The organism is Niveispirillum lacus, assembly GCF_002251795.1.
Classification (GTDB): domain Bacteria; phylum Pseudomonadota; class Alphaproteobacteria; order Azospirillales; family Azospirillaceae; genus Niveispirillum; species Niveispirillum lacus.
The window spans coordinates 242,647-266,796 of sequence record NZ_NOXU01000026.1 but is presented as its reverse complement, the minus strand read 5'-3'; the positions used below and the strand labels follow the sequence as shown (position 1 = coordinate 266,796).

Here is a 24,150-nt window from a genome sequence, read left to right as displayed (position 1 = left end):
ATCAACAGCAGCGGACCGAAATCCGCCGTGCGATGATGTCTAGTCCAACAATGTCAGTGGCTTAATACCACCAAGAACCAACCGCACCGCCACAACCTCAAGGGCCGCCTCGCTGCGGGAGCCGGGGTATAGGACATCTCCCCTTCCGTTGGCAAGCGCTATTTTGCAAAAACATTAAAGCGGTGCTGAGAACGGCTTCTCGCGCGCGATCTATGTATATCGCGAAAGATATATCGCGAAAGCTGATCACAGCTTGGCGGCCGGCATCGTGAGCAGGCAGAGAGGCCCAGACCCAAGCGATGGCCAAGTTTTTTGCCGCCACCCTTGTCTTTTTGCTCGCATTCCAGTGCGTGGATGGGGATTATGCCTGCGCATCGGTGCAGGAAGCACGGGTCCGCTGCGAGAAACGCATTCTTCCCAGGAAGTGTGTCGTTGACAGTGTCGGTACTGTCACTTCTGCGAACATCCGCCAAGCCTGCGGGCCTGGCAGCCAATCGGTCAAAAACCAGGAGGAGCGTGGGGATGGAGGTTCGTCAGTGCTGATGAAGCGTTTTGCGATTGCGACTATGGCGCTGGCTGCCTTGGGTGGCGCTGGTTCTGCCGCTTTCCTTTATTCTGACGGCCCGTCGGCCATGATGGCGGGGGAAACGGCCTCTGCGCCCGCGTCGCTTGATGCACAGCAAGGACCTTCTGCTGCCCCTGATGCCTGGGGTGATATTGAAAAGGCCGCTGACCCAGTTGAACGTCGATTGGTCAGCCTGGGTCGCGGCGAAACTTTGATGCAGGTGCTTCTGGAAGCCGACGTCCCACAGCCGCATGCGCAGGAAGCCGTTGCAGCCCTGAAGGCCGTCTATGATCCGCGCCGTATGAAGTCAGGGCAGCCTGTTGAGGTGATGTTCGACCGCACTGGCAACGAGGATCGATTCGTCGGTTTTGCCTTCCAGCCCGCTGTTGAGCGATCGGTGTCTGTCAGTTTTAATGGCGTCCGATTTCAGGCCGCAGAGACAGCCAAAAAACTCGGGCGGCGCGCCGTTGCTGCCCAAGGCGTGATCCGGTCTTCGCTGTTCGAATCGGGGCGTGCGGCTGGCGTGCCCATGAATGTGCTGACCGAGCTGATTCGAAACTATTCATATGATGTCGACTTCCAACGTGACATCCAGCCGGGGGACCGGTTCGAGGTTCTGTATGAACAGGTGGTGACTGAAGATGGCGAGGTCGTTGCTGGTGGCAATGGCCATATCCTCTATGCTTCACTGACCCTGTCGGGCAAGGAACAAGCGATCTATCGCTATGAGGATAGCCAAGGCATCGCAGAGTTCTTTAACGCTCAGGGCTCATCCATCCGTAAGGCCCTGCTTAAAACCCCGATTGACGGCGCGCGTCTGTCATCCGGTTTCGGCATGCGTCGCCATCCCGTGCTCGGCTATTCAAAAATGCACAAGGGGGTGGATTTTGCCGCGCCGACTGGAACACCGATCTATTCGGCTGGTGCCGGTGTTGTGGAAGAGGTCGGGCCGAAAGGCGCTTACGGCAACTATATCCGCATCCGCCACAATGGTGAGATTTCCACGGCCTATGCGCATATGTCGCGATTTGGTGCTGGCATGCGTCGGGGTGCACGTGTCGCGCAGGGGGATGTGATCGGTTATGTCGGCACCACGGGCCGCTCCACCGGGCCGCATCTTCATTATGAGATTGTGAAGAACGGACAACAGGTTAATCCGCTGTCCGTCACTCTCCCAACCGGTCGCAATCTGGAAGGCAAGGAGTTGGCCCGCTTCAAAGGCGTGATGGCCAACCTGCAGCAGCGGTTCAATGCGGGTGGCGATCAGGTCACTGATGGGATCGGCCTTGTGGCGACCACACCACCGACGGGCAAGTCATCTACACCCGGTTGCGATCGCAAGCGCGGCTGCTGACCACCGTGATCACACAGAATAAAGCCCGGCCGAAGCGATTCGGCCGGGCTTTATCTCCACGATGGGCTCAATGAACAGTGCGTGCCTGGCCCCAGGCTGACTCACCCGCCGGCGGCAGGGAACCGTGGGCTGGCTCTCCCTGGATCAGGAGCCCCTCCATGTTAGCATCAACTTTTACTGGGGCGCCTGAAACCACTCTGCCATCGAGGATGCGGGTCGCCAGGGGATTTTGCAATTCGCGCTGGATGACCCGCTTCAGAGGCCGCGCCCCATAGACGGGATCGTAGCCCTTGTCAGCCAACCACTCCTTGGCAGCGCCTGTCAGTTCAAGGGCCAGGTCGCGATCCGCCAGCATGCGGGTGAGGCGCGCCAACTGCACATCCACGATGCCGGACATGTTGGCCCGTGACAGCCGATGGAAGATCAGAATTTCATCCAGCCGGTTCAGGAACTCTGGTCGGAAGGACCCCCGCACCACTTCCATCACTTGGCTACGTGCCGCCGCGCTGTCTTCACCATCCGGCAGATTAGCCAGGAATTCAGACCCTAGGTTCGAGGTCATGATGATCAAGGTATTCCGGAAATCGACTGTGCGGCCCTGCCCATCGGTCAGGCGCCCATCATCCAGTACCTGCAACAGGATATTGAAGACATCAGGGTGGGCCTTCTCAACCTCATCGAACAGCACCACCTGATAGGGGCGGCGGCGCACGGCCTCGGTCAAGGCTCCGCCCTCGTCATAGCCAACATAGCCCGGCGGCGCGCCGATCATGCGGCTGACTGCGTGCTTTTCCATGTACTCGGACATGTCAAGGCGGACCATCGCCGTTTCATCATCGAACAGGAATTCCGCCAACGCCTTGGTCAATTCCGTCTTGCCCACACCCGTGGGCCCCAAGAACAGGAAACTTCCGATGGGGCGATTGGGGTCCTGCAAGCCGGCACGTGAGCGGCGGACAGCATTGGCGACGGCAATCACCGCCTCCTGTTGCCCGATCACGCGGCTGCCCAGATGGGTTTCCATCTGCAACAGCTTCTCACGCTCGCCCGTCAACATCTTGTCCATGGGAATGCCGGTCCAGCGACTGACCACGGCGGCAATATCCTGTTCCCGCACCGCCTCATTCAGCATGCGGTTCTGGCTGGCGGCCTCGGCAGCGGTCAAACGCTTTTCCAAATCGGGAATCCGGCCATAGGTAATCTCTCCTGCCCGCGCCCAGTCACCAGCACGCTGCGCCTGTTCCAGTTCGGCCCGGGCCCGATCGAGCTCTTCCTTCAGCTTCTGAGCACCGGTCAGCGTATCCTTTTCCGCCTGCCACTGCGCCGTCAGGGTGCCGGATTTCTGCTCCAGCTCGGCCAGTTCCAATTCAAGCTTTTCCAGCCGGTCGCGGGAACCCTGGTCAGTTTCCTTCTTCAGTGCCTCACGTTCGATCTTCAACTGGATGATACGGCGGTCCAACTCGTCAATGGCTTCGGGCTTACTGTCCACCACCATGCGCAGCCGCGAAGCGGCCTCATCGATCAGGTCGATGGCCTTGTCGGGCAGGAACCGGTCCGTGATATAGCGGTTGGACAGCGTGGCGGCCGACACGATGGCGCTATCGGTGATACGCACACCATGGTGCAGCTCGTACTTTTCCTTCAGCCCGCGCAGGATGGAGATTGTGTCCTGCACCGTCGGTTCAGCCACGAATACAGGCTGGAACCGGCGGGCCAGGGCCGGGTCCTTCTCAATATATTTGCGGTACTCGTCCAGCGTGGTGGCGCCCACGCAATGCAACTCACCCCGCGACAGCGCGGGCTTCAGCATATTTGACGCATCCATGGCACCATCGGCCTTGCCGGCCCCGACCAGCGTATGCAACTCATCAATGAAAACGATAATCTCGCCGGCTGCCGACTGTATCTCTGACAAAACGGCCTTTAACCGTTCTTCGAACTCACCGCGGAACTTGGCACCGGCCACCAGCGCGCCTAAATCCAGCGACAGCAGGCGCTTGGTCTTCAACCCCTCGGGCACGTCGCCATTGATGATGCGTAGTGCCAGCCCCTCCACAATGGCGGTCTTGCCCACGCCGGGTTCGCCGATCAGCACAGGGTTGTTCTTCGTGCGCCGCGCCAGCACCTGGATGGTACGACGGATCTCCTCGTCGCGCCCGATCACGGGGTCCAGCTTGCCATCGCGCGCCGCCTGCGTCAGGTCACGGGCGTACTTCTTCAGGGCGTCATACCCCTGTTCGGCGGACGCGCTGTCGGCGGTGCGCCCCTTGCGCAAGCTATTGATGGCTTCATTCAGCTTCTGCGGCGTCACACCAGCGTCAGTCAGCGCCTTGGCCGCGTCGGTGCCCGTGGACAGTGCCAGCGCCAGCAGCAGCCGTTCGACGGTGACAAAACTGTCGCCGGCCTTCTTGGCCAGCTCTGTCGCCTGTTCAAAGGTGCGAACCAGTTCGCGCGTCGCGAAAAGCTGGGTCCCCCCCCCTTCCACCTTGGGCAGCTTGCGCGAGGCGGCGTCAACAGCGGCCTCCGCCATGCGGGCATTGCCGCCGGCACTGGTGATCAGGTTGGCGGCCATGCCCTCCTGGTCCTCCAGCAGCGCCTTCAACAGATGTTCGGGCGTCAGCTGCTGATGTCCAGCCCGCGCCGCTGCCCCTTGCGCCGCCTGGATGAAACCCTGGGCGCGTTCGGTATAATTCTTGAAGTCCATAACCCACAAACTCCCCGATTTTGCCCCATCGTCCCCGCTGGGCCCGATGAATGCGATGATCCACGTCAAGTGCGATCCGGGAGGATCGTATCTGATGTGGGAAGCAGGACCCAAGCCCGCAAGGGTCCGTGACGGAACCTGACCGGGTGGCTATGGTTACCAGCATGATTGAACGATACTTTCACCTGTTCGACACGACCATCGGCACCTGCGCCATCGCCTGGCGTCCGGGTGGGCTGCTGGCCGTGCGCCTGCCGGCGGTGGAAGGTGGTGATCTGGCGCAGAAGATGCGCCGGGCGGTGCCCGGGGCGGTGGCGGGCGAACCGGATGCGGAAGCGGCATCGGCCATTGCCGGCATCCGCGCCCTGCTGTCGGGGCAGAAGCGGGATTTGGCAGAAATCCGGCTGGATATGGCGGCCACCAGCCCCTTTGACCGCGCGGTTTATGCCATCGCCCGCGCCATCCCGCCGGGAAAGACCCTGACCTATGGGCAGGTAGGCAAACAACTGCCCCCCGATGTGCTGGCTGATCTGCCAGCATCGATCGTTCCCCGTGCCGTGGGGCAGTCGCTCGGCCGCAATCCATGGCCCATTGTGGTGCCTTGCCACCGGGTGATGGCAGCGGCAGGCGGGACCGGTAGCTTCTCCGCGCCCGGCGGGGTGGATACGAAACTGACACTGCTGCGGATTGAAGGGGCGTTTCTACCGGCGCAGCAGCTGGGCCTGTTCTGATATTTAAGGCTCGTCGGGCAGAACTATGAAACTAAATTACCGATTCTACCGTATCGTCCGGGTTGCGCCGTGACCATGCCGCAGATTATCTTATCGACATCATGTCCGTGACGCTTGACGCTATCCAATATTATCCGGTGAAAGGGCTTTCAGCCCAGTTCCTGGACCATGTCACCCTGACGCCGGGCGGCTGCCTGCCGCATGACCGGCGCTTTGCCATTCTGCATCGGGCGACGCAGTTCGACCCGTTGGAACCGTCTTGGAAGCCAAAGACCAACTTTCTGGTCCTGTTGCGCGATGAAAAGCTGGCAACCCTGCAGGCAGCGTTCGATCCCGCCACCTGTATGTTGATCTTGAACCGTAATGGCAAGCGGGTGGCTGGTGGACGTATCGACACCGCCACAGGCCGTCTTTTGATCGATCAGTTCCTGTCGGCCTATATGAAGGATGCCGCCGCTCCGGGTCCCTACAAGATCGTGGAAAGCCCCGGCCATAACTTCACCGACATTCCCGACAAGGCCGTGTCGCTTCTGAACCTGGCTTCGGTGAGGGATATCGGCCGGGTGACGCAACGACCCGTCGATCCCCTGCGTTTCCGCGCCAATCTGCACCTGTCGGGCCTTGAACCCTGGGCCGAAATGGCCTGGGTGGACAAGCGTATCGCCATCGGCGACACGGTGCTGTCGGTGTTCAAGACCACGACCCGCTGTGCCGCGGTGGAAGTCAACCCTGCCACTGGCGAACGCGACATGGCCTTGCTGAAGGCGCTGAAAAGCGGCTTCGACCATGTGGTCTGCGGCGTCTATGCCCATGTCGAACAGGGCGGGGAGATCAAGCCGGGTGATGCGGTGCGCGTGCTGGATTAATCCACCCCTGCGCACACACACTATGGCCCTCGGCCGAATCTCATGCTAATCAGCCCGCTTCATGCCAAGGGCGGAACAGTCACGTCGATGCATTTCCTGGAATTTGAAAAGCCGATCGCGGAGCTGGAATCCAAGATCGAGGAGCTGCGCCACCTTGCCGATGGCGGTGATCTGAATATCGCCGACGAGGTGAAGAAGCTTCAGGACAAGGTGGATAAGCTGCTGCGCGCCACCTATGCCAAGCTGACCCCGGCGCAGAAGGTACAGGTGGCCCGTCACCCGAATCGGCCGCACTGCCTTGATTATGTCCAGGCCCTGATCACTGATTTCACGCCGCTGGCCGGAGACCGGCTGTTCGGAGAGGATCGGGCCGTCATCGGCGGGTTGGGCCGATTCCGTGGTCGTTCTGTTGTCGTGATCGGTCAGGAAAAGGGCAACGACACCGAAAGCCGCGTGAAGCACAATTTCGGTATGGCCAAGCCGGAAGGTTACCGCAAGGCCCAGCGCCTGATGGCCATGGCCGACCGTTTCAACCTGCCCGTCCTTTCGCTGGTCGATACTGCCGGCGCCTTCCCCGGCGTGTCCGCGGAAGAACGCGGTCAGGCTGAAGCCATCGCCAAGTCAATCGAGAGCTGCCTGCGCCTGACGGTACCGATGGTGTCGACCATTATCGGTGAGGGTGGGTCCGGTGGGGCCATTGCCATTGCCGCCGCCGACCGCGTGCTGATGCTGGAACATTCGATCTATTCGGTGATTTCGCCCGAAGGCTGCGCCTCTATCCTGTGGCGCTCCGCCGCCAATGCCGCCGATGCCGCCACAGCCCTGCGCCTGACGGCCCAGGACCTGAAGGAACTTGGCGTCATCGACCGTGTGGTGATGGAGCCGATTGGCGGCGCCCATCGCCGACGGGAGGAAACGATCAGCGCGCTGGGAAATGCTATCGAGGACGCTCTGGAGGGCCTCCGCGGCCAGGATGGTGTGACCCTGCGCCAGAATCGTCGCCAGAAGTTCCTGGATATGGGTCAAAAAGGCCTGGGCTGATATCGCTTTGCGGTAGCCGGATACAGATTGGACAGGCCGTTCGGTCAAGCCTCCTCTTGATCGACACGACCGATCGGGTTGCCCAACGCTCGGTAGGCAAGGGAGAACGCGCCGGCCCTTGGTCAATTCCACGGGATCGGCGGTAAGGTCGCCACTTGTAGCGGGCCGACAAACAGGCGGCTATTCTGCAGCGTGACCGGCACCTGCAAGACGTCCCGCCCGTCATCGGTCCGTTTGGACAGCGTGGATAGGGCTGCCTTCATCGCCGCCGCCTGTTCAGTCTGCATACCGCCATTCTGTGCCAGCATGTCGATCAAGGTCTGACCACCCGACAGTTCTGCCGCGCCAGCGCCTTCGGGCTGCATCTGCCGGTCCAGGGCGAGGGTCGCCTTGGCACGCAGGTCCATGCCACTCCAGAGCACGCGGGCACCCAGAATCTCGACGGTGCCGCCGCCATCGCGCCAGGCGGTCATCCCCTCAACGCTGGGCTTGGCCGGAAGCGGACCGCGCGGTTCATAGGACAGGGAAACCTGTTCAATCCGCCGCGACAATGGGGCCGGTACCCTGCCCGGCAGGTCCAGGTCGCGGACCAGCAGACTGACCTGGCCCTGCGGATCGGTAGGACCTCCCGGCGGTTGGGCGGGTGCTGTCCAGGTGATGGTTGCCATTGCCGCCTCCCATCTGGCATTCGCCAATGCCCCCAGCGCCGATAGACTGGCTGTTACCAGCAGCGGTTGACCGTCCAACCCCAGATTGACCGTTCCTGTCAGGCCAGAAGCGGTTCCGGAGATGGTTGCATGTCGGGCCGACCCTGCCAGATCGAGCCGAAGGGGGGCGGCAGCGGTGACATGGATCTCGCTGGGGTTCCAAGCAAAGGCATGGGCTGCCAACGGACCCAGTTCCAGGATCGTCCCACTGGGCCATTGCGCCCGTAAACCGGACAGATCAACCGTCAGCGAAAGGGGAAAGCCTGCGACCACCGGATCGCGTAGGTCGAGGACGATCCCATTTTCCGCCAGTGCCTTACCCGGCGCCTCAGTCAGGACCGTCCGCACCCTGCCTGCCAAAGCAGCCCACCAAGCTGTGTAGGCCAGCAGCAACAGAATCGCCGCGGACAGGGCCAGGAACAAGGCGCGATAGCGATGAAGCATGGGATATCCGCGTTGGCACTAGGGAAGGCTTGCGTTACCATTTTGCGACCGCGAGATGGAACCGGCAACCCAGAATGACCAACCCTTCCACCCTACCCGATTTTGACCACCCGCCCGGTACCGATCTCTGGGTGTTCGCCTATGGTTCATTGATGTGGAATCCTGGATTTCCCTTTGTGGAAAAGCGTGAGGGACTGTTGCGGGGCTATCATCGGGGCTTCTGCATCTATAGTCACCAGCATCGGGGCACGCCGGAACGACCGGGGGCCGTACTGGGACTGGACCGCGGAGGGGCATGCCGAGGCATGGTGTTTCGGGTCGAAGCAGCGGCGGTGCCCGACGTGCTGAGATATCTATGGCAGCGCGAAATGGCTTACCGTGTCTACATACCTCGCCGCCTGCGGGTACGTACCGACCAGGGGGATGTGCGGGCCCTGACCTTCACCGCTGACCCTGCACACAGCCAATATTGCGGCCGGCTAGGTCTCGACGGCACGGCATCACTGATCCGCCAGGGGGTGGGGCAGTCCGGCCGTAATGTCGATTACCTGTCCAGCCTGATCGACCATCTGGCCGAACTGGGCATCGAGGATCAGGGGCTGCGGGAGCTGGCAGCCCGTATCTAAGGGGGCAGACCCATGGGACATGAAGCGATGGTCACCGCCCGCTGGGGTGGACAACAAGGAACGGGTAAGGCTCTGCTGGAACGGGACCATGTACTGTTCCGTGGCGATTTTCGGGTCAAATTGTTATTGGCCGATTTGACAGCATCGGCTCTTGTAGGCGATGCCCTGGTCCTCAGCGTTGCGGATGGCTCTTTGGCACTTGACCTGGGCGCCACCCGGGCAGCCGCCTGGCTAGCCTTTATCCGCAATCCCAAGACTGTGTTGGACAAGCTTGGCATCAAGCCGGGCCATCGGGTGCGGTTGGCGGGACAAGCGCCTGACCCGGTGCTGGCGGCCGAACTTACACGTGCTGGTATCATCCGGGATGCTCTCGGGACCCCGGAAGCCGATTTCGTGCTTCTGGTCGCCGACAGCGCGGCCGACCTGGACGCCGTCCCCGAAATAGCCCCTGCATTGGCGGTTAAGGCTGGCCTGTGGATCGCCTATCCAAAGGGGCGGCGTGACATCACCCAGGATGACGTGCGCAAGGCCGGTCGCGGGGCGGGACTGGTTGACAACAAGGTATGCGCGGTGTCACCCACACATACGGCGCTGAAATTTGTACAACGGAAGGCATGACCGGGATGAGTGCGACACCACCGATGAAGGCTGTGATCATTCCAGTCACCCCGTTTCAACAGAACTGCTCCATCATCTGGTGCACTAAGACCCTGCGCGCCGCCGTGATTGATCCCGGCGGCGGGGTAGAACAGATCCGCGAAACGGTTGCCAAGAATGGGCTGACGGTAGAGCGCATCCTTGTTACCCATGGCCATGTCGATCATGCCGCCGCCGTCGCCGACTTGCAGGACCTGCTGAACGTTCCCGTCGAGGGGCCCGCCATTGAGGATAACTACTGGATCATCGCGCTCAGGGAACATGGGGCCGGATACGGCATGCCCTATTCCCGCCCCTTCACGCCCAACCGCTGGCTGGTCGATGGCGATACGGTCACTGTAGGCGAACTGGTGCTGAATGTGCTGCATTGCCCCGGCCACACGCCTGGACATGTGGTGTTTTTCCACCAACCGTCACGCTTTGCCATTGTCGGCGACGTGATTTTTGAAGGCTCCATCGGCCGCACCGATTTTCCCGGTGGCAATTTGGATGACCTGATCCGGTCCGTTCGGGAAAAGCTGTTTCCCCTGGGTGACGATATCACCTTCCTGCCAGGCCATGGCGGCCTCTCCAGCTTTGGCCGGGAACGGCAATCCAACCCCTATGTCGGGGATCGGGCGGTATCGGGGCGGCGGTGAACCAAGAGCCATGAAGTATGGCTCTTGGTATCTGCATCTTGCCGCACGCGCCGGGCACTGCCGGCCGGCAGCTTGGCTTGACGCGCTACGTGGCGTGGGCAGCCAGTCGGCAAACACCCGGTGGTATGTCCCATGCACCTGGGTGTTAGAAACCGCCCCGACCGGTCAGGGAAACTGTACGGCCAGCCCAAACCGCACCAGCAGATCGCTGCGATCTGTCCCGGTGCATTCGATGTGTTCGCAGGCGCGGACTTAAACCAAACCCTGTCGTCCAGCGGCGTTTCACAATCAAAGCCATAACTGAAACCGTTGGCGGTACCGGATAAGGACCGCTGTTAGTTGCCTTTAATATAAGACAAGTCGTACCCGGTTCGGGTGAAGCCGGATTTTAGACAGAGCAAGCTGTCGTCGCTCATGCAACAACCGGGGCTAGGCGAACAGGCCATAATTCTCGATCATATCAGGCAAAGCAGGCTGACCTTTGACAATGCCCTTTCGATCCATGGTGAGACTGCCCACTTCAAATTCTGCCCCCAGATAGATGCCACTTTCCAGAAAGTCGCCGTAACTCATGGCGAGGGAAAGGCTCAAACCAATATTCTTCAACGACCCGAAACCTCCGGTCCTTTTCCCCCAGGTCGTAATCAGGCCCCTTGCCTGGTTATAGCCCGGATAAAATCCAGCATAGAGCCCACCATATGTGAAGTCTTTCTCTGCCTCATCAGTATGTAAAAATGAAAACAATATCATGGATGATCAGTTAATAAGAAATATTCATGCCCTTGTTATATTCACAAATATCACTTCTCGCCATATGCGTCGAGTTTCATATTCGACATTATCACCAATCTATATATTTCGATACCTTATGATCTCCATTCACTTCTGTCGGCCTAATACCCTGATGAATATTCCTCAGGTACGAAAGACTCAGGAGCACCTCTTATTTAGATGGCGCACCACATCATCGCTACGGTTCGAATTTTTGGTGTTTGTGCCCCAAAAAAGTATCCCCCGGCGCTGTGGGGACAACGCCGGGGGCAAAAAGGGCGGGCCCGAATGAGGGCGACAAGGCCCGCCGCCGTTCCGGCCGTGGTGGGGCCGCAGACCGGAACGAAACTGTTGGTCGGCACCGGTGCTGAACCACCGTTACAGACCGGACAGGTCGACATCAAATTAGCCGCCCCGTCCTGAACACTGTTTAACCGCCAGATGAACTGCGTTCAAGTGACATTTATCACACTAGCAAAAATAAAATGAAAACCCCGGCACCAATTCGGCACCGGGGTTGACAGATGATGACGGGGACGGGCCGTCGCGCGTCAGGCCAGCAGCCGGCCCAAGGCACGACCGCCAACAATGTGGATATGGAAGTGCGGTACTTCCTGATGGCTGTCAGGGCCATGGTTGGCCAAAAGTCGATACCCGCTATCCTCCACCCCCGCCTGCCGTGCCACCAGACCGGCAGCGCGGACAAAGCCCGCAATTTCTTCCGGGGTCGCCTGCGATGAGAAATCGGCGAAGCTGGTAAAGGGCCCTTTGGGGATCACCAGGATATGGGTCGGAGCCTGGGGATTGATATCATGGAAGGCCAGGGCGTACTGATCCTCATAAACCTTCTTGCAGGGGATTTCCCCGCGCAGGATACGGGCAAAGATATTGCTGCGATCGTAGATCAAGGCACCGTTCCTTCCACTGTGATGGGAGCGCCGTTTCAGGCCCGTGTGCGGCTGTTCTTTTCCTCGATCCCGCTGACGCCCTTCCGTCCTTCCAGAATGGCATAGACATCGGCAGGTTGCACCCCGGCATCCGCCCAGAGAACCAGAAGATGGTACAGAAGATCGGCAGATTCCGAAGCCAGTTTCTCAGGCGTCCCCGCTATGGCTTCGATCACCGTCTCCACCGCCTCCTCGCCGACCTTCTGCGCAATCTTGGCCCGGCCCTTATGGAACAGACGGGCGGTATGTGAACTGTCGGGATCACCGCCCTTACGTGACAGGATGGTAGCGTAGAGATCGTCCAGGATGGCAGGGCTAGACATCGGCATTCCCTTCAAAGACGAATCGGTATCCCCGCTTTGGCCATGTGCTCCTTGGCCTGGGCGATGGTATAGGTGCCGAAATGGAAGATGCTGGCAGCCAGCACGGCTGACGCATGGCCCTTGACCACTCCATCGACCAAGTGGTCCAGATGACCGACACCGCCCGAGGCGATGACGGGGATGGTCACCGCGTCGGCAACCGCGCGTGTCAGTTCCAGATTGAAGCCCTGTTTGGTGCCGTCACGGTCCATCGAGGTCAGCAGGATCTCCCCCGCCCCATAGTCGGCCATACGCTGGGCCCATCGGACTGCGTCGATGCCGGTGCGATTGCGCCCGCCATGGGTGAAAACCTCCCAGCGCTGTTCACCATCGGGGCCACGCTCCACCTCCTTGGCGTCGATGGCGACCACAATGCATTGTGCGCCGAACTTCTGCGCCCCTTCCTGCACGAATTCAGGACGGTGGACGGCGGCGGTGTTGATCGACACCTTATCGGCGCCGGCCAGAAGAAGTTTGCGGATATCCTCAACCGTGCGCACGCCGCCGCCGACGGTCAGCGGCATGAAGACCTGTTCAGCGGTACGACGGACAACATCGAAAATAGTCTCACGGTTATCGCTGCTGGCCGTGATGTCGAGAAAGGTCAACTCGTCCGCACCAGCGGCATCATAGAGACGCGCCTGCTCGACCGGGTCGCCGGCATCGATCAGGTCGACAAAGTTCACACCCTTGACGACGCGGCCATCCTTCACATCCAGGCAGGGAATGATGCGGGCCTTCAGCATCGGATCATTCCCCCCTTAAGGTCGCCAGCGCCGCCGCCGGGTCGATGCGCCCGTCATAGAGCGCACGGCCGGAGATCACGCCGTTGATGCCGGTATGCTCCACTTCTTTCAGTGCCCGCAGATCGGCCAGGGAAGAAACACCGCCTGACGCGATGACAGGGGTGGTCAGATGGCTGGCAAGATCGGCCGTCGCCTCCACATTCACCCCGCCAAGGGCGCCGTCGCGGTCGATATCGGTGTAGATGATGGCGGCAACGCCGCAATCCTCAAACTTCAGGGCGAGGTCCAGCGCCTTCAGGCTGCTGGTTTCTGCCCAGCCTTCGACAGCGACATAGCCATCACGGGCATCAATACCGACAGCGACATGGCCGGGGAAGGCCTTGCAGGCTTCCTTTACCAGGGTCGGGTTCTTCACCGCTACCGTGCCCAGAATGACGCGGGTCAGACCGCGTTCCAGCCAAAAGGCGATGGTATCCAGGTCACGGATGCCGCCCCCCAATTGCGTCGGCAGTTTCACGCGCTTGAGGATAGACTCAACCGCGGCACCATTCACGGGTGACCCCGCGAACGCGCCGTTCAAGTCCACCAAATGCAGCCATTCAAAGCCCTGGGCCTGAAATGTCTCAGCCTGGGCGGCGGGATCGGTGTTGAAGATGGTCGCCTGATCCATCTCCCCACGCAGCAGGCGGACGGCATTGCCATCCTTCAGGTCGATGGCGGGGTAGAGGATCATGCTTGCGGCTCCGTCTGGTCTTCCGGCCGTTCCAGGACCTTGTAATAGAAATGGCCGGCGATGGTACGGCCTTTGGCACGGGCGTAATGGGGATGCGTTCCCCAGCGCGTGAACCCCATATGGTCGTAGAGGGTAAGGGCTGCCCGCTGTGTTTCTCGCACGTCCAGGTTCAGGATACCGAAGCCAAGCCGCGTCGCTTCGTCGATCACCGCCTGCGTCAGCTTGCGCGCCATACCATGGCCGCGCGCCCAGGGGGCGACGAAACTGGTGGTCAGGTTGCAGGCAAAGGCCTGTGCCTCGTTATTGCGGGTGGGGCGGACAAGCTGGGCCGATCCGGCGATCACCCCGTCCAGGCGCCCTACCACCAGGGTCCGCTCCGGCACAGCCATCACGCCTTTCCAATAGCGCTCCATCACCTCGCGGTCGGGCGGGCTGACCCAGCCGAAACCACCACCATCAATGATTGCTGCCTCCGCCGCGTCGCACAGATCATAGAGGTCGGAGCGCTTCAACTCCGTCACCTTCTCGACAGTGACGACGCTGTCAGACCCAGCCAGCGGGTTTTGGTGTTCGCCGCTCATGGAAGCCACCGCAGGAAATTGCCAATGATGGACAGACCAGCGGCCTGGCTCTTTTCCGGATGAAACTGCATACCCACCAGATTGTCGCGCCCAACGATCGCCGGAAACTCTCCGGCATAGTCACAGGCCGCCAGCACCAGGGTCGGATCAGCCAGCTTCATCGCATAGGAATGGACAAAATAGGTATGGGTACCGGGCCCGATGCCAGCCAGCACCGGGTGGGATGGCGCCTTCACGATCAACTCGTTCCAACCCATATGCGGGATTTTCAGGCGGGGGTCGGCCGGCGTAAGCGCCTCCACTGTTGCGTCCAGCCACGCCAAGCCCGGATGAACACCATGTTCCACCCCGGCCTTGGCCATCAACTGCATGCCAACACAGATGCCCAGGAAGGGCACGCCCTGCCCGATTACCCGCTCGGTCAGTGCCTCCACCATGCCAGGCACGGCGTCCAGGCCCGCCTTGCAATCGGCAAAAGCGCCAACACCGGGAAGGACAATTCGGGTGGCGCGGCGCACAACATCCGGGTCATTGGTGACGATGATGCGGGCATCCATGCCGCTATCGGTCACAGCCCGTTCCAAGGCCTTGGCAGCGGAACGCAGATTGCCGGAGCCGTAATCGATCAGGGCGACGCTATCGGTCATGGTGCCTGCCCATGCGACGGAGAAAGATGGAGAAAAGGACTGCACCGCCGGTTACAGCGACCCGCCCAGAACCCCCTTGGTGGAGGGCACGGCATCTGCCTTGCGCGGGTCGATCTCGACCGACGCACGGAAGGCCCGGGCCAGCGCCTTGTAACAGCTCTCCACGATATGGTGATTATTCTCACCATAGAGGTTTTCGACATGAAGCGTGGCGCCGGCGGCCTGCGCAAAGGCCTGGAACCATTCTTTGAACAGTTCGGTGTCCATATCACCCAGCTTGTCGCGGGTGAAATTGACCTTCCAAATCAGGTAAGGACGGTTCGACAGGTCGATGGCGACGCGGGTCAGCGTCTCATCCATGGGGATCAGGGCGTCGCCATAGCGCTGAATGCCCTTGCGGTCGCCCAGCGCCTTGGCCACAGCTTCGCCAATGGCGATGCCGGTATCTTCGGTCGTATGGTGGAAGTCGATATGCAGATCGCCCACCGCTTCGACCTCCAGGTCGATCAGCGAATGGCGAGACAGTTGTTCCAGCATATGGTCCAGAAAACCAATGCCGGTAGACACCTTGTAGACACCGGTACCGTCCAGGTCGACGGCGACACGGATGCGGGTCTCCTTCGTCGTGCGTTCGACAACGGCACGGCGCGGAGAACGGGCGGAGGGGGCGGCTGCGTTCGACATGAGAATTTCCTATCAATCGGGGCCGTCCCTGTCCATCCGGCCCTTTTGCAAGGCAGCGTCCGTTCCCTTGCGCGGGCCTGGACGCAGGGAGGATGTTGATTGTATTTATAGAGCTGTATGGTTCTTTCAGATTGCATCCCATGCACTGCGCCCTTGGTTTTATTCTTGTCCCGATGCTGAGTGTGCTTCTGCTGGCTGGCTGTGCAGAGACGGCAGCGGTGACAGAAGTGCGCGTACCTGCCGCGGTTGCAGCAGGCCGGGTTGTGATTGATCTGCCTGTAGGACACAAAGCGGGCGCATACGAATGGGGGTGGGGATGCGACGGTCCCTACCATGACGTGGCCTGGATCGCCGAGGGCGGCATCGACCGCATCCTGGCAGACGCGCTACGCGACGGCGCCGGTTGGGGCGGGCTTTCCCTGACACCGGGCGCTGGGCGGGTCCTGTCCGGCCGGCTGGTCGATATTGATTTATCCCTCTGCCGGAGGATGAGCGGCGACACCCGCAGATCGGTTGGCACCACCGGCACTGGACGGGTGCGGATCGACTGGGAGGTCACGGACCCGCCTCGCGCTGTACACCGCTTCACGACAGAAGGGACAGGCGAAAGCGATGTCCCTTCACTGAACGGCAAATATGGCATCATCATCCGTAACGCCATGGCGGATGCGACGCGTCGGTTGGCGACGCTGCCGGAATTCCGGTATCTCGCATTGTCGTCACCCGCCACTGGGACCGCCGTCTCTGCCGCCCCCTCACCAGCACTAGCCAGCATAGGAGCGGCACCGACCCTTCCTACCGCCGTTCAGCCAACGGTGGAGGTGACAGCCCCGCATCAAACCCAGGACATCGCCGATGAAGGGGACGGCGCATCCCAATCTGCCGCTTTGATACGCTGGGGTAGCCTGACCGGGGTAATCGCTGACCCCGGGGGTCTGGTGCTGTTGCCGGATACTGGTGCAAATTTGCCCACACCAGTACCGTTGATGCTGGCCGATGGACGAGTGGTAGATAGCGAAGTTGCAGCACAGGCCTTCGGCTTTATCCTGCTTCGCCTGCCAGCAGGGCTGTGGCCAGCCATCACCATCCGACGGCAACGGCCGGGTGTCAGCCAGTTTCTGTACCGACCGGGGGACGACGGCAGCAGCGCCGCGATGGTCGCCGCCCATATCGGCCCTGCGCGCAGCCAGGGAACGGAGGTGCCATCTTTGTTGCTGGACCTGGACACAGCAGTGTGGCGTGATCCGCCCTGGATGCTGGTGGATGAGGAAGGCCGTCTCGCGGCCCTGCGCGGACAACGCACCTTGCCCGGTGACCCCGCCCCTTATTATGCGCCGGCCGGTGTGATGGCCCATTTCCGGACCATCACACCACCCACAGCCACTGACGCAACGGCGCCGTAAGTTAACCCTGGGCGTAGGCTGCGACGATTGGTAGGCGCGCCGCACGAAGGGCTGGGAAAAAACCACCAATCAGGCCAACAATCAGGGCCAGCACGATCCCCTGTTTGACCAGTGCTGGCGTCAGGCTGACCGTGAACACGATCTGGGTGAAGCCCTGCCCCAATGTTGATGTGCTGAAACCGTCGAAGAACAGGAAAATCCCCAGCGACCCGATTACCCCGCCGATGCCAGCCAGCACCAAACTTTCCAGCATGGTCGCTACAAAGCTGGGGAACCCACCAAAGCCCAGACAGCGCAGAGTGGCGATCTCCCGCGACCGGCTGGCGACCGAGCTGTACATGGTGTTCAAGGCCCCGGCCAAAGCACCCAGCGCCATAGCGATAGCCAGCGGCCAACCTGCGTTCTGGATCAGGCTGACCGTATTAGAGGACTGACCGGCGAAATAGCCTTTTTCCGAAAACACTTCCAGTTTCAAGCGCGGCTCGTTGGAGACATAGTCCCGCAGCAGGTCGATGGCCTCTGGATTTTCCAGGCGGACACGCACCGTCTGAAAAGACGAGCCTCGACGAAACAGGCTCTGCACCACCGTGACATCGCCCCAGATTTCGCTTTCGAACACCGCACCATTCATGGAGAAAACCCCCACGACCTTCCAGGTGCCGGTGCCCAGACGAACCTCACTGCCCAGGTCGAATCCGGCAAATTCCCGGATCAATCCCTCACCCACCACAATTTCATTGCTCCCCGGCTCAAACATGCGGCCCTGGGTGATGCTCAGTCCATCGCGCAAGGCGGCGCCATCCTTGCCGATACCGCGCAGCGGCAGGTTTGCCTTCAGCCCGGTCGAACGGCGCACGCCATCAACGATGACATAAAGCTCCCCCGATACCAGTGGATTGCCATCCTCCTTACGCACGATGCCCGGCGCCTCACCAATCAGGCGCACCTGATCGAGGGCGACCACGGAGTTGACCTCCTGCTGTGAACCGTCACGCAGCATGATCGCGATGCTTTCGGACCCGGTACCGTCCAGGGTGCGCTTAAAGCCGGCGGCCAGCGCCAGGAAGCTCAGCAACACCGTTACCACCATCGCCACCGCGACCACAGTAGAGAGGGATAGCCAGAAACGCTGTGGCAGGCTTTTCAGGTTAATGGCACAGACAGCGATGATCTGGTTGAAGATACGCATTCTTGCCCCCTGCCCTTATTGGCGACCAAGCGCGGTCACGATGTTCAGGCGTAGTGCGTTCCATGCCGGGACGATCCCGGTCAAAAGGCCCAGCGCCACCATGATGACAATACCCAGTGCAGTGAAATCCAGTGTCAGGGCGAGACCTGGAAACCCGACCGAGGCCCGCATCATTTCCAGCAGAAGCGCGGCAGCAGCCAGAGCCGGCAGCCCCCCCAACAAAGCCAGCAGAAGCGATTCGCCCAGTACCATCTTGAAAATCCGGGCCGACGGGAAGCCTAGAGTCTTCATCACGCCGATCTCTTTGGTCCGCTCTCGCACGGCCATGGCCATGGTGTTGCCAACAATCATCAGGATCGTGGCAAAAGCCGCGCCGACCACAAGTGTCACGATCAGCGTGATGTTGCCCAACTGCCCAACAAAGGCTTGGTTAAAGGCCTTTTCCGTATCGGTTGCGGTTTCGGCGGGTGAGTTGGCGAACATCGCATCAATGCGCTTCGACACATCCGTATTCAGCGCCTTGTCTGTGGTTTCGATGACAATCCAACCCACCGTGTCCTTACCGAACGAGACCGATTCGTTGAAGTAGGCATAGTGGAAAAAGGCGACACTGGTGTCCGCGTTCTCCTGCGCCGGCTCCAAAATTCCAACAATCGTGAAGTCCCAGGTCTGCTTACCAGTATTGCGGTTGGTGTAAATATTGGACGATAAGGGGATCCGGTCTCCCACTTTCCAGCCCCAGCGCTCCGCCAACTTGGCCCCAACCAGAAGGCCGGTACGGTCGGCCATGAAGGCTGCCCGATCCTCCGGTTTCAGCCGGTAATCAGTAGCATAGATGTCGAGATAGAACTCAGGGTCGACCGCAAAGGTCACGACTTGATTTTTGCCTTCCTGGAAGTAGCCGCCAAACCAGTTGGCAAAGCTGGCCCGGGCCACGCCCTCCACCGACCTTATCCGTTCGATATAGGCAATGGGCATAGGCTGGGTGAAATTGATCTTGTTGATGGTCACCAGCCGGTTTTCGCCGGCAGAACCACCGATATTGTTGAAGCCATTCTGCACGCCAGCCAGCACGCCGAAGATCAGGAAGGCGAAGAAGATCGCCACCAGCATCAAAGCGGCGCGCAGTTTCCGGCTGAACAGATTGGCCAGGATCAGCGAGAAGTCGGTCATGCGGCCACCTGTTCGACAAAGCGGCCCTTGTCCAGATGCAGGACACGGGACGCATAGCGTGCGGCCTCCGGGTCATGGGTGACCATGATGATGGTCTTGCCCATTTCCTTGTTTAGCAATTGCAGCATGGACAGGATTTCATCGGCCGTCTTGCGGTCCAGATCGCCCGTCGGCTCGTCGCACAGCAGCATACGGGGGTCTGCCACAATGGCGCGGGCAATGGCCACGCGCTGCTGCTGTCCGCCCGACATTTCGCGCGGGAAATGTTTGGCGCGTTCGGACAGTCCCACAATCTTCAGGGCCGTTTCCACCCGCTTGCGCCGTTCACCGGAACCCAGGCTGGTCAGCAACAAGGGCAATTCCACATTGCGGGCGGCATTCAAGGCCGGCATCAGGTTGTAGAACTGGAAAATGAAGCCGACATTAGCCGCCCGCCAGGTTGACAATTGTCCTTCATTCATCTGGTCCAGCCGCTGGCCCGCAAAGGTGATGCTGCCGGATGTGGCGCGATCGATGCCGCCCAGAAGATTAAGCAACGTCGTCTTGCCGGAACCCGATGGCCCCATGATCGCGATGAAGTCGCCCGCTTCAATGGTCATGTCGAGCTGGTCGAAGATGGTAATGGTTTCCCGACCCTTTATAAAACGCTTGGCGCCATTCTGGATGCTGATCAATGCCGTCATGGTCTTCTCCCAATTTCCGGCTGTTCCCTTAGCCGGTTGAATAGCGATGAAACAGGTTCAGTTCCCGGCAGGTCTGGCATCCAGGAAGGTCACCTTGGCACCCATATCGGGCAGGACGCGGCCATCGCGCTGCTCCAGCTTGATACGCACCTTGATGGTGGCCTTGTCACGGTTGGCACGTGGCACCACTGCAATGACGCTGGCGGGGATTTTCCAGTCGGGATAGGCGTCCAGGATCGCCTCCACCGACTGGCCGGGACGCACGCGGCCGATATTGGCCTCGTTCACATCGACTTCCACTTCCAGGCTTTCCATGTCCACCAAGGTGCAGACACCGGTTCGGGTAAAACCACCCGAAGACATGGGAGAGATGATTTCCCCAGGCTGGGCATTCTTGTCGATCACAACCCCGTCAAAGGGTGCGCGGACGATGTGACGGTCAACTGTCTCCGTCTGTCGGTTAACAGATATCCTTGCCACTTCCAGGTCAGCCCTGGCCCCCTTTAACTGCGCGCGCAGGGTTTCCGCGCGGGCCTGGGCTCGGGTCAACTCCGCTTCTGAGGCGTTGGAGGCCTTGGACAAAGATGCCGTTCGGGCCAAGACACGTTCGGCATCGCGCAGATCGGCGGAAAGGCCTTCGATCTGGGCTTGGGCTGATGCAACACGGGCCTTGGATAAATCAAGGTCGATCCCGGCCAGGGTTGCATCCAGGCGCGCCAGTTCCTGGCCCTTGGTCACCACCATGCCTTCATCGACCAGAACATCCTGCACCCGGCCAGTGATTTCGGCCGACACGGTGGCCGTGCGCCGCGCGACGATGTAACCAGACGCCACCAGTGTATTGGTCGGGCGCGGTGCGGTTGTTGCAACCGCGGCAGCGGTCGGCGTGGCCGCAGATGGCGTTGGCTGCGCCGCGGCGGCTGCCAGTTTGGCCGGTGATGCATCGTCATTCCCGGTCAGAAAGGCAGACCCATAAACGCCCCCCGCCACACCCAGTGCTACCAGTGCAACAGCACCTACACCTTTTGCCCAGCCGGGAAGGCCGGAACGGGGCGGCGCCACGCCTGCTGCCGGCATATCCGCCGGGCGATCTATGGTCAGCGAACGCAATAGGTCACGTTTATCGGTCATCATATCCGTCCAACATCCAGACTCTCCCCGGCACGGCCGGCTGGGGATGAGGGTGGGGCGGCTTGGATATCTGTAAAGGGGGCCAGATTTTCACGGGTGATTACGCGAAACGCGTCCGCAGCTTCGTGAAACATACCGGCCAACCCAAACGAGCCCCCCAGACCCGCATAATGAAGGACCCTAGCATGGTTACCGAGGTGAACCAAAGAGGAACGACAGCGCTGTCGAAAATCGTCATAGAACGACAATGGACGCGACTGTCAGCCCTGCAGCTTGACTGTATAATGCACCAGTTGGTCGGCCCCCCCGGTGACACTGTCGTACAGCGCACGGGCAGGGGCATTATTGTTCCAACTGGTCCAGTAAACGCGAGCCCAGCGATTATCGCGTGCGGTATCAATGATCCGGTTCAGCATGGCACGACCGACCCCGCGCCGGCGAAAATCCGGTGCGACGAACATATCTTCCAGATAGCAGAAGGGCTGCAACGACCAAGTGTTGTCATGCAGAACCAAGTGACAGAAACCAACGCCCCGTCCTTCCGCATCGCGCGCGATGAACGCCCGCATCGACGAGGTGGGGTCCAGAAACCGGGCCCAGATGATGTCAGTAGTAAGCGGTTCGACAGTAACAGTGTACCGCGTGAGGTAGGCGGCCCAGTGCCGGCGCCAATCTGCCTCATCCTCAGGGGCGGGGGGGGCGATGTTGAAGTCCGCCACAGCCAACAACTCCCTTCTACTACATCCACGAGGTAGATTACCCCTCCCGCGTGTCCATGTCCAACAACATCACCCGTTTTGGGGGTGGCGAAGACGACAAATCGGGGCGTTGCAGGGTGCGGCATATATAAGTATGCAAATGTGGAGCGGCGCCTGGGATCGATTTGGCCGCCGGCCCGAACACACCATCCTGGAACTGCGAATCGCCTGCCGACTTACTCTGGCAATAAGGTATCCATCCACGGGCCATTGGGCAGTCGGTTCGCCAGATCGGTAATGTGCTTGTTCCACCAGTGTCGCTGTTCGACAAGATGATCATAATCGAACTGATCCTCACGCCATTTGTGGTCCTTGACGTGATAGGTCAACAGATCAATGGGATAGCCCACATCGGCCGAGGAATAGCGGGTACTGTCAAAGGAAAGATACGCCAGCTTAAGGGCCATCGGCATGGTGGTTTGCTGCTTCAGCGCACGGTCCAGGATGGGCTTGCCATAGGTGGTGGCGCCGATGGACAGGTAGGGCGTGCGTTCATCAACTTCGATCCAGTTCCCCTCTGGATAGATGAGGAACATGGTCGGTTCCTCATCCTTGGACAATTGTCCGCCGATGATTGCATGCAGGTTAAACTTAAGGTTTGACGCTTCCAGCGCCTCCTTGTCTTCGGCCGCGACGGTCCGCAGACAACGGGCAAAGGCATTCGCCGCGTCAAGCATGGTCGGAAAAGGCCTGGTTTTTTTGTCCGCCATGTCTCGCCGAAGATAAGCCAGGGTCTTATCACGCACCGACCGCAGACCAGAGGTCATGACAAAGAACTGTTCCTTGCCATTCTTAATCAGCGTGACCTTGCGGGCAGCGGTAACCTGGGTGCCGGCGGTGATGCGGCCATCAGCCAGTGCGATCAGCCCGTCTTTGATCTTGATGCCTAGACAATAGGTCATTTGCGCACAGCACTCCGGTCAGCAGCGGCGATAGGGCCGGCATCCTGTCACGGCATGCCCATCCCGTGAAAGCCGAAAGCAGACATGCCGCCCGCGCCCTTGAGGCATGCGCACCCTATGCTTTTGGATCAGGATAAATTTGTTGCACTGCACAAAAGCAACTTGACTCCGCCCATCGCACCGATATATCTATCGTCATGTTGCATTGCAGCACGCCTCGGTCCCGCTGCCAATGAGGCAGCAGACGATAGGATAAAGCGGCGACCGGTGCCGGGGCTGCATCTCGCGGACCGGCAACGACAGAGCGCAAAAAGGAGATGGCACATGGCAACCCGTACGCCGAAGAGCCCCGTCGTGGCCGCGACGCCTAAAAAGGCCGTCACGAAACCCACTCCCGTTCAATCGGTCGACTCTGGGGCGGCTCAAGCTGACGTTACACCAACGGACGTGACAATCGTCTCTCCCCCGGCGGCACCGGTCGCCCAGGTAGTGGAGGATGTTGTTCCGGCGCCAGCAGCCCCGCTGGAACCGAAGCTCGAAACACCGGTGACGGCGGACGCGGACCCGGCCCTCCCGGTTGTGGAACCGAAGCCTGTGGCTAAGGTGACCACACCCAAGGCCACCCAGGCCGCGGCCCGCAAAATCGAAACTCCGGCCAAGCCGGTTGACCAGACTATCGCCCAGACCAAGGAAAAGGTGGAAAAGATGAGCAAGCAGGTATTCGCCACATTCGAAGATGTCGTCGGCTTCCAGAAGGAGAATGTGGAGGCTTTCGTGGCTTCCTCCACGATCCTGACCAAGGGCTTTGAGGCCCTCTCGAAGGAAATCGCTGCCTTCACGCAAGCGCAGTATGAACAGTCGGTGGCCACCACCAAGGCGCTGTTCGCTGTCAAGTCCGTGAAGGAACTGGTGGATCTGCAGACCGAGTTTGCCAAGTCCTCCTTCGACGCGCTGGTCGCGGAAGCCACCAAAGTGTCCGAGACCGGCATCAAGGTTGCCAATGAGGCCGCCGAGCCGATCACGGCCCGTGTGAACGCCGCTGTTGAAAAGCTGTCAAAGCTGAAGGCCGCCTGATCAGCGCCTTAGATCCGCTGACATGGCGAACGG

At 60.4% G+C, this 24,150-nt stretch carries 25 protein-coding genes; 9 read left to right on the top strand and 16 right to left on the bottom strand.

Annotation, left to right across the window (positions count from 1 at the left end; all coding sequences use genetic code 11):
• Positions 1-542 precede the first annotated feature (542 nt).
• Positions 543-1,919, top strand: a complete 1,377-nt coding sequence (locus tag CHU95_RS09170) for a M23 family metallopeptidase (RefSeq protein ID WP_094455969.1) — start codon at positions 543-545, stop codon at positions 1,917-1,919.
• A 67-nt stretch (positions 1,920-1,986) separates the two neighbouring features.
• Here CHU95_RS09170 and clpB read toward each other — a convergent pair whose 3' ends face one another.
• The gene (gene clpB, locus CHU95_RS09165) at positions 1,987-4,623 is read right to left on the bottom strand and encodes an ATP-dependent chaperone ClpB (RefSeq protein ID WP_094455895.1); all 2,637 of its coding nucleotides are present in this window, start codon (positions 4,621-4,623) and stop codon (positions 1,987-1,989) included.
• A gap of 164 nt (positions 4,624-4,787) precedes the next feature.
• On the opposite strand from clpB, the gene CHU95_RS09160 reads away from it, so the two are divergent.
• From CHU95_RS09160 to CHU95_RS09150, 3 genes are all read left to right on the top strand, one after another.
• The gene (locus CHU95_RS09160; RefSeq protein ID WP_094455967.1) at positions 4,788-5,354 is read left to right on the top strand and encodes a methylated-DNA--[protein]-cysteine S-methyltransferase; all 567 of its coding nucleotides are present in this window, start codon (positions 4,788-4,790) and stop codon (positions 5,352-5,354) included.
• A gap of 101 nt (positions 5,355-5,455) precedes the next feature.
• On the top strand, positions 5,456-6,220 hold the full coding sequence (locus CHU95_RS09155) for an MOSC domain-containing protein (RefSeq protein ID WP_094455965.1): 765 nt from the start codon (positions 5,456-5,458) through the stop codon (positions 6,218-6,220).
• Positions 6,221-6,307: 87 nt separating this feature from the next.
• Complete coding sequence (locus CHU95_RS09150; RefSeq protein ID WP_094455893.1) at positions 6,308-7,261, top strand: acetyl-CoA carboxylase carboxyltransferase subunit alpha; 954 nt, start codon at positions 6,308-6,310, stop codon at positions 7,259-7,261.
• A 122-nt stretch (positions 7,262-7,383) separates the two neighbouring features.
• Here the strand turns inward: CHU95_RS09150 and CHU95_RS09145 are convergent, their stop codons facing one another.
• Positions 7,384-8,412: a DUF2125 domain-containing protein gene (locus CHU95_RS09145; protein WP_094455891.1), complete on the bottom strand. Its 1,029-nt coding sequence runs from the start codon at positions 8,410-8,412 to the stop codon at positions 7,384-7,386.
• 74 nt (positions 8,413-8,486) lie between these two features.
• On the opposite strand from CHU95_RS09145, the gene CHU95_RS09140 reads away from it, so the two are divergent.
• From CHU95_RS09140 to CHU95_RS09130, 3 genes are read left to right on the top strand one after another with little or no spacing between them, the layout of a single operon-like run.
• Entirely contained in the window at positions 8,487-9,038 is a 552-nt protein-coding gene (locus CHU95_RS09140) for a gamma-glutamylcyclotransferase (protein WP_094455889.1), read from the top strand.
• 12 nt (positions 9,039-9,050) lie between these two features.
• Positions 9,051-9,656, top strand: coding sequence for a DUF3052 family protein (locus CHU95_RS09135; protein ID WP_133065487.1), 606 nt, complete (start codon positions 9,051-9,053; stop codon positions 9,654-9,656).
• Complete coding sequence (locus CHU95_RS09130; RefSeq protein ID WP_281255156.1) at positions 9,653-10,333, top strand: MBL fold metallo-hydrolase; 681 nt, start codon at positions 9,653-9,655, stop codon at positions 10,331-10,333. Before CHU95_RS09135 ends, CHU95_RS09130 begins: the two co-directional genes overlap by 4 nt.
• A 429-nt stretch (positions 10,334-10,762) precedes the next feature.
• Here the strand turns inward: CHU95_RS09130 and CHU95_RS09125 are convergent, their stop codons facing one another.
• The 8 genes from CHU95_RS09125 to hisB all read right to left on the bottom strand — a co-directional run bounded on the left by CHU95_RS09125 (position 10,763) and on the right by hisB (position 15,804).
• Positions 10,763-11,083, bottom strand: coding sequence for a hypothetical protein (locus CHU95_RS09125; protein ID WP_094455883.1), 321 nt, complete (start codon positions 11,081-11,083; stop codon positions 10,763-10,765).
• Positions 11,084-11,655: 572 nt separating this feature from the next.
• The gene (locus CHU95_RS09120; protein WP_094455881.1) at positions 11,656-12,012 is read right to left on the bottom strand and encodes a histidine triad nucleotide-binding protein; all 357 of its coding nucleotides are present in this window, start codon (positions 12,010-12,012) and stop codon (positions 11,656-11,658) included.
• A gap of 35 nt (positions 12,013-12,047) precedes the next feature.
• The gene (locus tag CHU95_RS09115) at positions 12,048-12,380 is read right to left on the bottom strand and encodes a phosphoribosyl-ATP diphosphatase (RefSeq protein ID WP_425435960.1); all 333 of its coding nucleotides are present in this window, start codon (positions 12,378-12,380) and stop codon (positions 12,048-12,050) included.
• A 5-nt stretch (positions 12,381-12,385) separates the two neighbouring features.
• Positions 12,386-13,159 (bottom strand): imidazole glycerol phosphate synthase subunit HisF, encoded by a 774-nt coding sequence (hisF, locus tag CHU95_RS09110; RefSeq protein ID WP_094455879.1) that lies wholly within the window; start codon positions 13,157-13,159, stop codon positions 12,386-12,388.
• Between the two features lie 4 nt (positions 13,160-13,163).
• A complete protein-coding gene (gene hisA, locus CHU95_RS09105) occupies positions 13,164-13,892 on the bottom strand; it encodes a 1-(5-phosphoribosyl)-5-[(5-phosphoribosylamino)methylideneamino]imidazole-4-carboxamide isomerase (RefSeq protein WP_094455877.1) in 729 nt (242 codons plus the stop codon).
• Positions 13,889-14,473 carry a GNAT family N-acetyltransferase gene (locus CHU95_RS09100; protein WP_094455875.1) on the bottom strand — a complete coding sequence of 195 codons (585 nt, stop codon included), beginning with the start codon at positions 14,471-14,473 and terminating at the stop codon, positions 13,889-13,891. Before CHU95_RS09100 ends, hisA begins: the two co-directional genes overlap by 4 nt.
• Positions 14,470-15,120: an imidazole glycerol phosphate synthase subunit HisH gene (gene hisH / locus CHU95_RS09095; protein WP_094455873.1), complete on the bottom strand. Its 651-nt coding sequence runs from the start codon at positions 15,118-15,120 to the stop codon at positions 14,470-14,472. The genes CHU95_RS09100 and hisH overlap by 4 nt, the downstream gene beginning before the upstream one ends.
• 51 nt (positions 15,121-15,171) lie before the next feature.
• Positions 15,172-15,804, bottom strand: coding sequence for an imidazoleglycerol-phosphate dehydratase HisB (gene hisB / locus CHU95_RS09090; protein ID WP_094455871.1), 633 nt, complete (start codon positions 15,802-15,804; stop codon positions 15,172-15,174).
• Between the two features lie 140 nt (positions 15,805-15,944).
• On the opposite strand from hisB, the gene CHU95_RS09085 reads away from it, so the two are divergent.
• On the top strand, positions 15,945-17,207 hold the full coding sequence (locus CHU95_RS09085) for a hypothetical protein (protein WP_133065486.1): 1,263 nt from the start codon (positions 15,945-15,947) through the stop codon (positions 17,205-17,207).
• Position 17,208: 1 nt separating this feature from the next.
• On the opposite strand, the gene CHU95_RS09080 is transcribed toward CHU95_RS09085, so the two are convergent.
• The 6 genes from CHU95_RS09080 to CHU95_RS09055 form a co-directional block, all read right to left on the bottom strand.
• Positions 17,209-18,396 carry an ABC transporter permease gene (locus tag CHU95_RS09080; protein ID WP_094455866.1) on the bottom strand — a complete coding sequence of 396 codons (1,188 nt, stop codon included), beginning with the start codon at positions 18,394-18,396 and terminating at the stop codon, positions 17,209-17,211.
• Positions 18,397-18,411: 15 nt separating this feature from the next.
• Positions 18,412-19,569 carry an ABC transporter permease gene (locus CHU95_RS09075; protein ID WP_094455864.1) on the bottom strand — a complete coding sequence of 386 codons (1,158 nt, stop codon included), beginning with the start codon at positions 19,567-19,569 and terminating at the stop codon, positions 18,412-18,414.
• The gene (locus CHU95_RS09070; RefSeq protein ID WP_094455862.1) at positions 19,566-20,252 is read right to left on the bottom strand and encodes an ABC transporter ATP-binding protein; all 687 of its coding nucleotides are present in this window, start codon (positions 20,250-20,252) and stop codon (positions 19,566-19,568) included. Before CHU95_RS09070 ends, CHU95_RS09075 begins: the two co-directional genes overlap by 4 nt.
• A 57-nt stretch (positions 20,253-20,309) precedes the next feature.
• A complete protein-coding gene (locus tag CHU95_RS09065; protein WP_245838081.1) occupies positions 20,310-21,386 on the bottom strand; it encodes an efflux RND transporter periplasmic adaptor subunit in 1,077 nt (358 codons plus the stop codon).
• A 257-nt stretch (positions 21,387-21,643) separates the two neighbouring features.
• Positions 21,644-22,102 carry a GNAT family N-acetyltransferase gene (locus CHU95_RS09060; RefSeq protein ID WP_133065485.1) on the bottom strand — a complete coding sequence of 153 codons (459 nt, stop codon included), beginning with the start codon at positions 22,100-22,102 and terminating at the stop codon, positions 21,644-21,646.
• Between the two features lie 215 nt (positions 22,103-22,317).
• Complete coding sequence (locus CHU95_RS09055; RefSeq protein ID WP_094455857.1) at positions 22,318-23,043, bottom strand: proteasome-type protease; 726 nt, start codon at positions 23,041-23,043, stop codon at positions 22,318-22,320.
• 324 nt (positions 23,044-23,367) lie between these two features.
• Here CHU95_RS09055 and CHU95_RS09050 point away from each other — a divergent pair, with 324 nt between their 5' ends.
• A complete protein-coding gene (locus CHU95_RS09050; protein WP_165772102.1) occupies positions 23,368-24,117 on the top strand; it encodes a phasin family protein in 750 nt (249 codons plus the stop codon).
• Positions 24,118-24,150: the final 33 nt, after the last annotated feature.

Coding starts and splice junctions, on each gene's coding strand:
- CHU95_RS09155 (WP_094455965.1), top strand. CDS start 5,456: ATGTCCGTGACGCTTGACGCTATCCAATATTATCCGGTGAAAGGGCTT.
- CHU95_RS09075 (WP_094455864.1), bottom strand. CDS start 19,569: ATGACCGACTTCTCGCTGATCCTGGCCAATCTGTTCAGCCGGAAACTG.
- CHU95_RS09170 (WP_094455969.1), top strand. CDS start 543: ATGAAGCGTTTTGCGATTGCGACTATGGCGCTGGCTGCCTTGGGTGGC.
- CHU95_RS09145 (WP_094455891.1), bottom strand. CDS start 8,412: ATGCTTCATCGCTATCGCGCCTTGTTCCTGGCCCTGTCCGCGGCGATT.
- CHU95_RS09125 (WP_094455883.1), bottom strand. CDS start 11,083: ATGATATTGTTTTCATTTTTACATACTGATGAGGCAGAGAAAGACTTC.
- CHU95_RS09140 (WP_094455889.1), top strand. CDS start 8,487: ATGACCAACCCTTCCACCCTACCCGATTTTGACCACCCGCCCGGTACC.
- hisF (WP_094455879.1), bottom strand. CDS start 13,159: ATGCTGAAGGCCCGCATCATTCCCTGCCTGGATGTGAAGGATGGCCGC.
- CHU95_RS09150 (WP_094455893.1), top strand. CDS start 6,308: ATGCATTTCCTGGAATTTGAAAAGCCGATCGCGGAGCTGGAATCCAAG.
- clpB (WP_094455895.1), bottom strand. CDS start 4,623: ATGGACTTCAAGAATTATACCGAACGCGCCCAGGGTTTCATCCAGGCG.
- CHU95_RS09130 (WP_281255156.1), top strand. CDS start 9,653: ATGACCGGGATGAGTGCGACACCACCGATGAAGGCTGTGATCATTCCA.
- hisA (WP_094455877.1), bottom strand. CDS start 13,892: ATGATCCTCTACCCCGCCATCGACCTGAAGGATGGCAATGCCGTCCGC.
- hisH (WP_094455873.1), bottom strand. CDS start 15,120: ATGACCGATAGCGTCGCCCTGATCGATTACGGCTCCGGCAATCTGCGT.
- CHU95_RS09050 (WP_165772102.1), top strand. CDS start 23,368: ATGGCAACCCGTACGCCGAAGAGCCCCGTCGTGGCCGCGACGCCTAAA.
- hisB (WP_094455871.1), bottom strand. CDS start 15,804: ATGTCGAACGCAGCCGCCCCCTCCGCCCGTTCTCCGCGCCGTGCCGTT.
- CHU95_RS09100 (WP_094455875.1), bottom strand. CDS start 14,473: ATGAGCGGCGAACACCAAAACCCGCTGGCTGGGTCTGACAGCGTCGTC.
- CHU95_RS09065 (WP_245838081.1), bottom strand. CDS start 21,386: ATGATGACCGATAAACGTGACCTATTGCGTTCGCTGACCATAGATCGC.
- CHU95_RS09135 (WP_133065487.1), top strand. CDS start 9,051: ATGGGACATGAAGCGATGGTCACCGCCCGCTGGGGTGGACAACAAGGA.
- CHU95_RS09160 (WP_094455967.1), top strand. CDS start 4,788: ATGATTGAACGATACTTTCACCTGTTCGACACGACCATCGGCACCTGC.
- CHU95_RS09115 (WP_425435960.1), bottom strand. CDS start 12,380: ATGCCGATGTCTAGCCCTGCCATCCTGGACGATCTCTACGCTACCATC.
- CHU95_RS09085 (WP_133065486.1), top strand. CDS start 15,945: ATGCACTGCGCCCTTGGTTTTATTCTTGTCCCGATGCTGAGTGTGCTT.
- CHU95_RS09080 (WP_094455866.1), bottom strand. CDS start 18,396: ATGCGTATCTTCAACCAGATCATCGCTGTCTGTGCCATTAACCTGAAA.
- CHU95_RS09070 (WP_094455862.1), bottom strand. CDS start 20,252: ATGACGGCATTGATCAGCATCCAGAATGGCGCCAAGCGTTTTATAAAG.
- CHU95_RS09055 (WP_094455857.1), bottom strand. CDS start 23,043: ATGACCTATTGTCTAGGCATCAAGATCAAAGACGGGCTGATCGCACTG.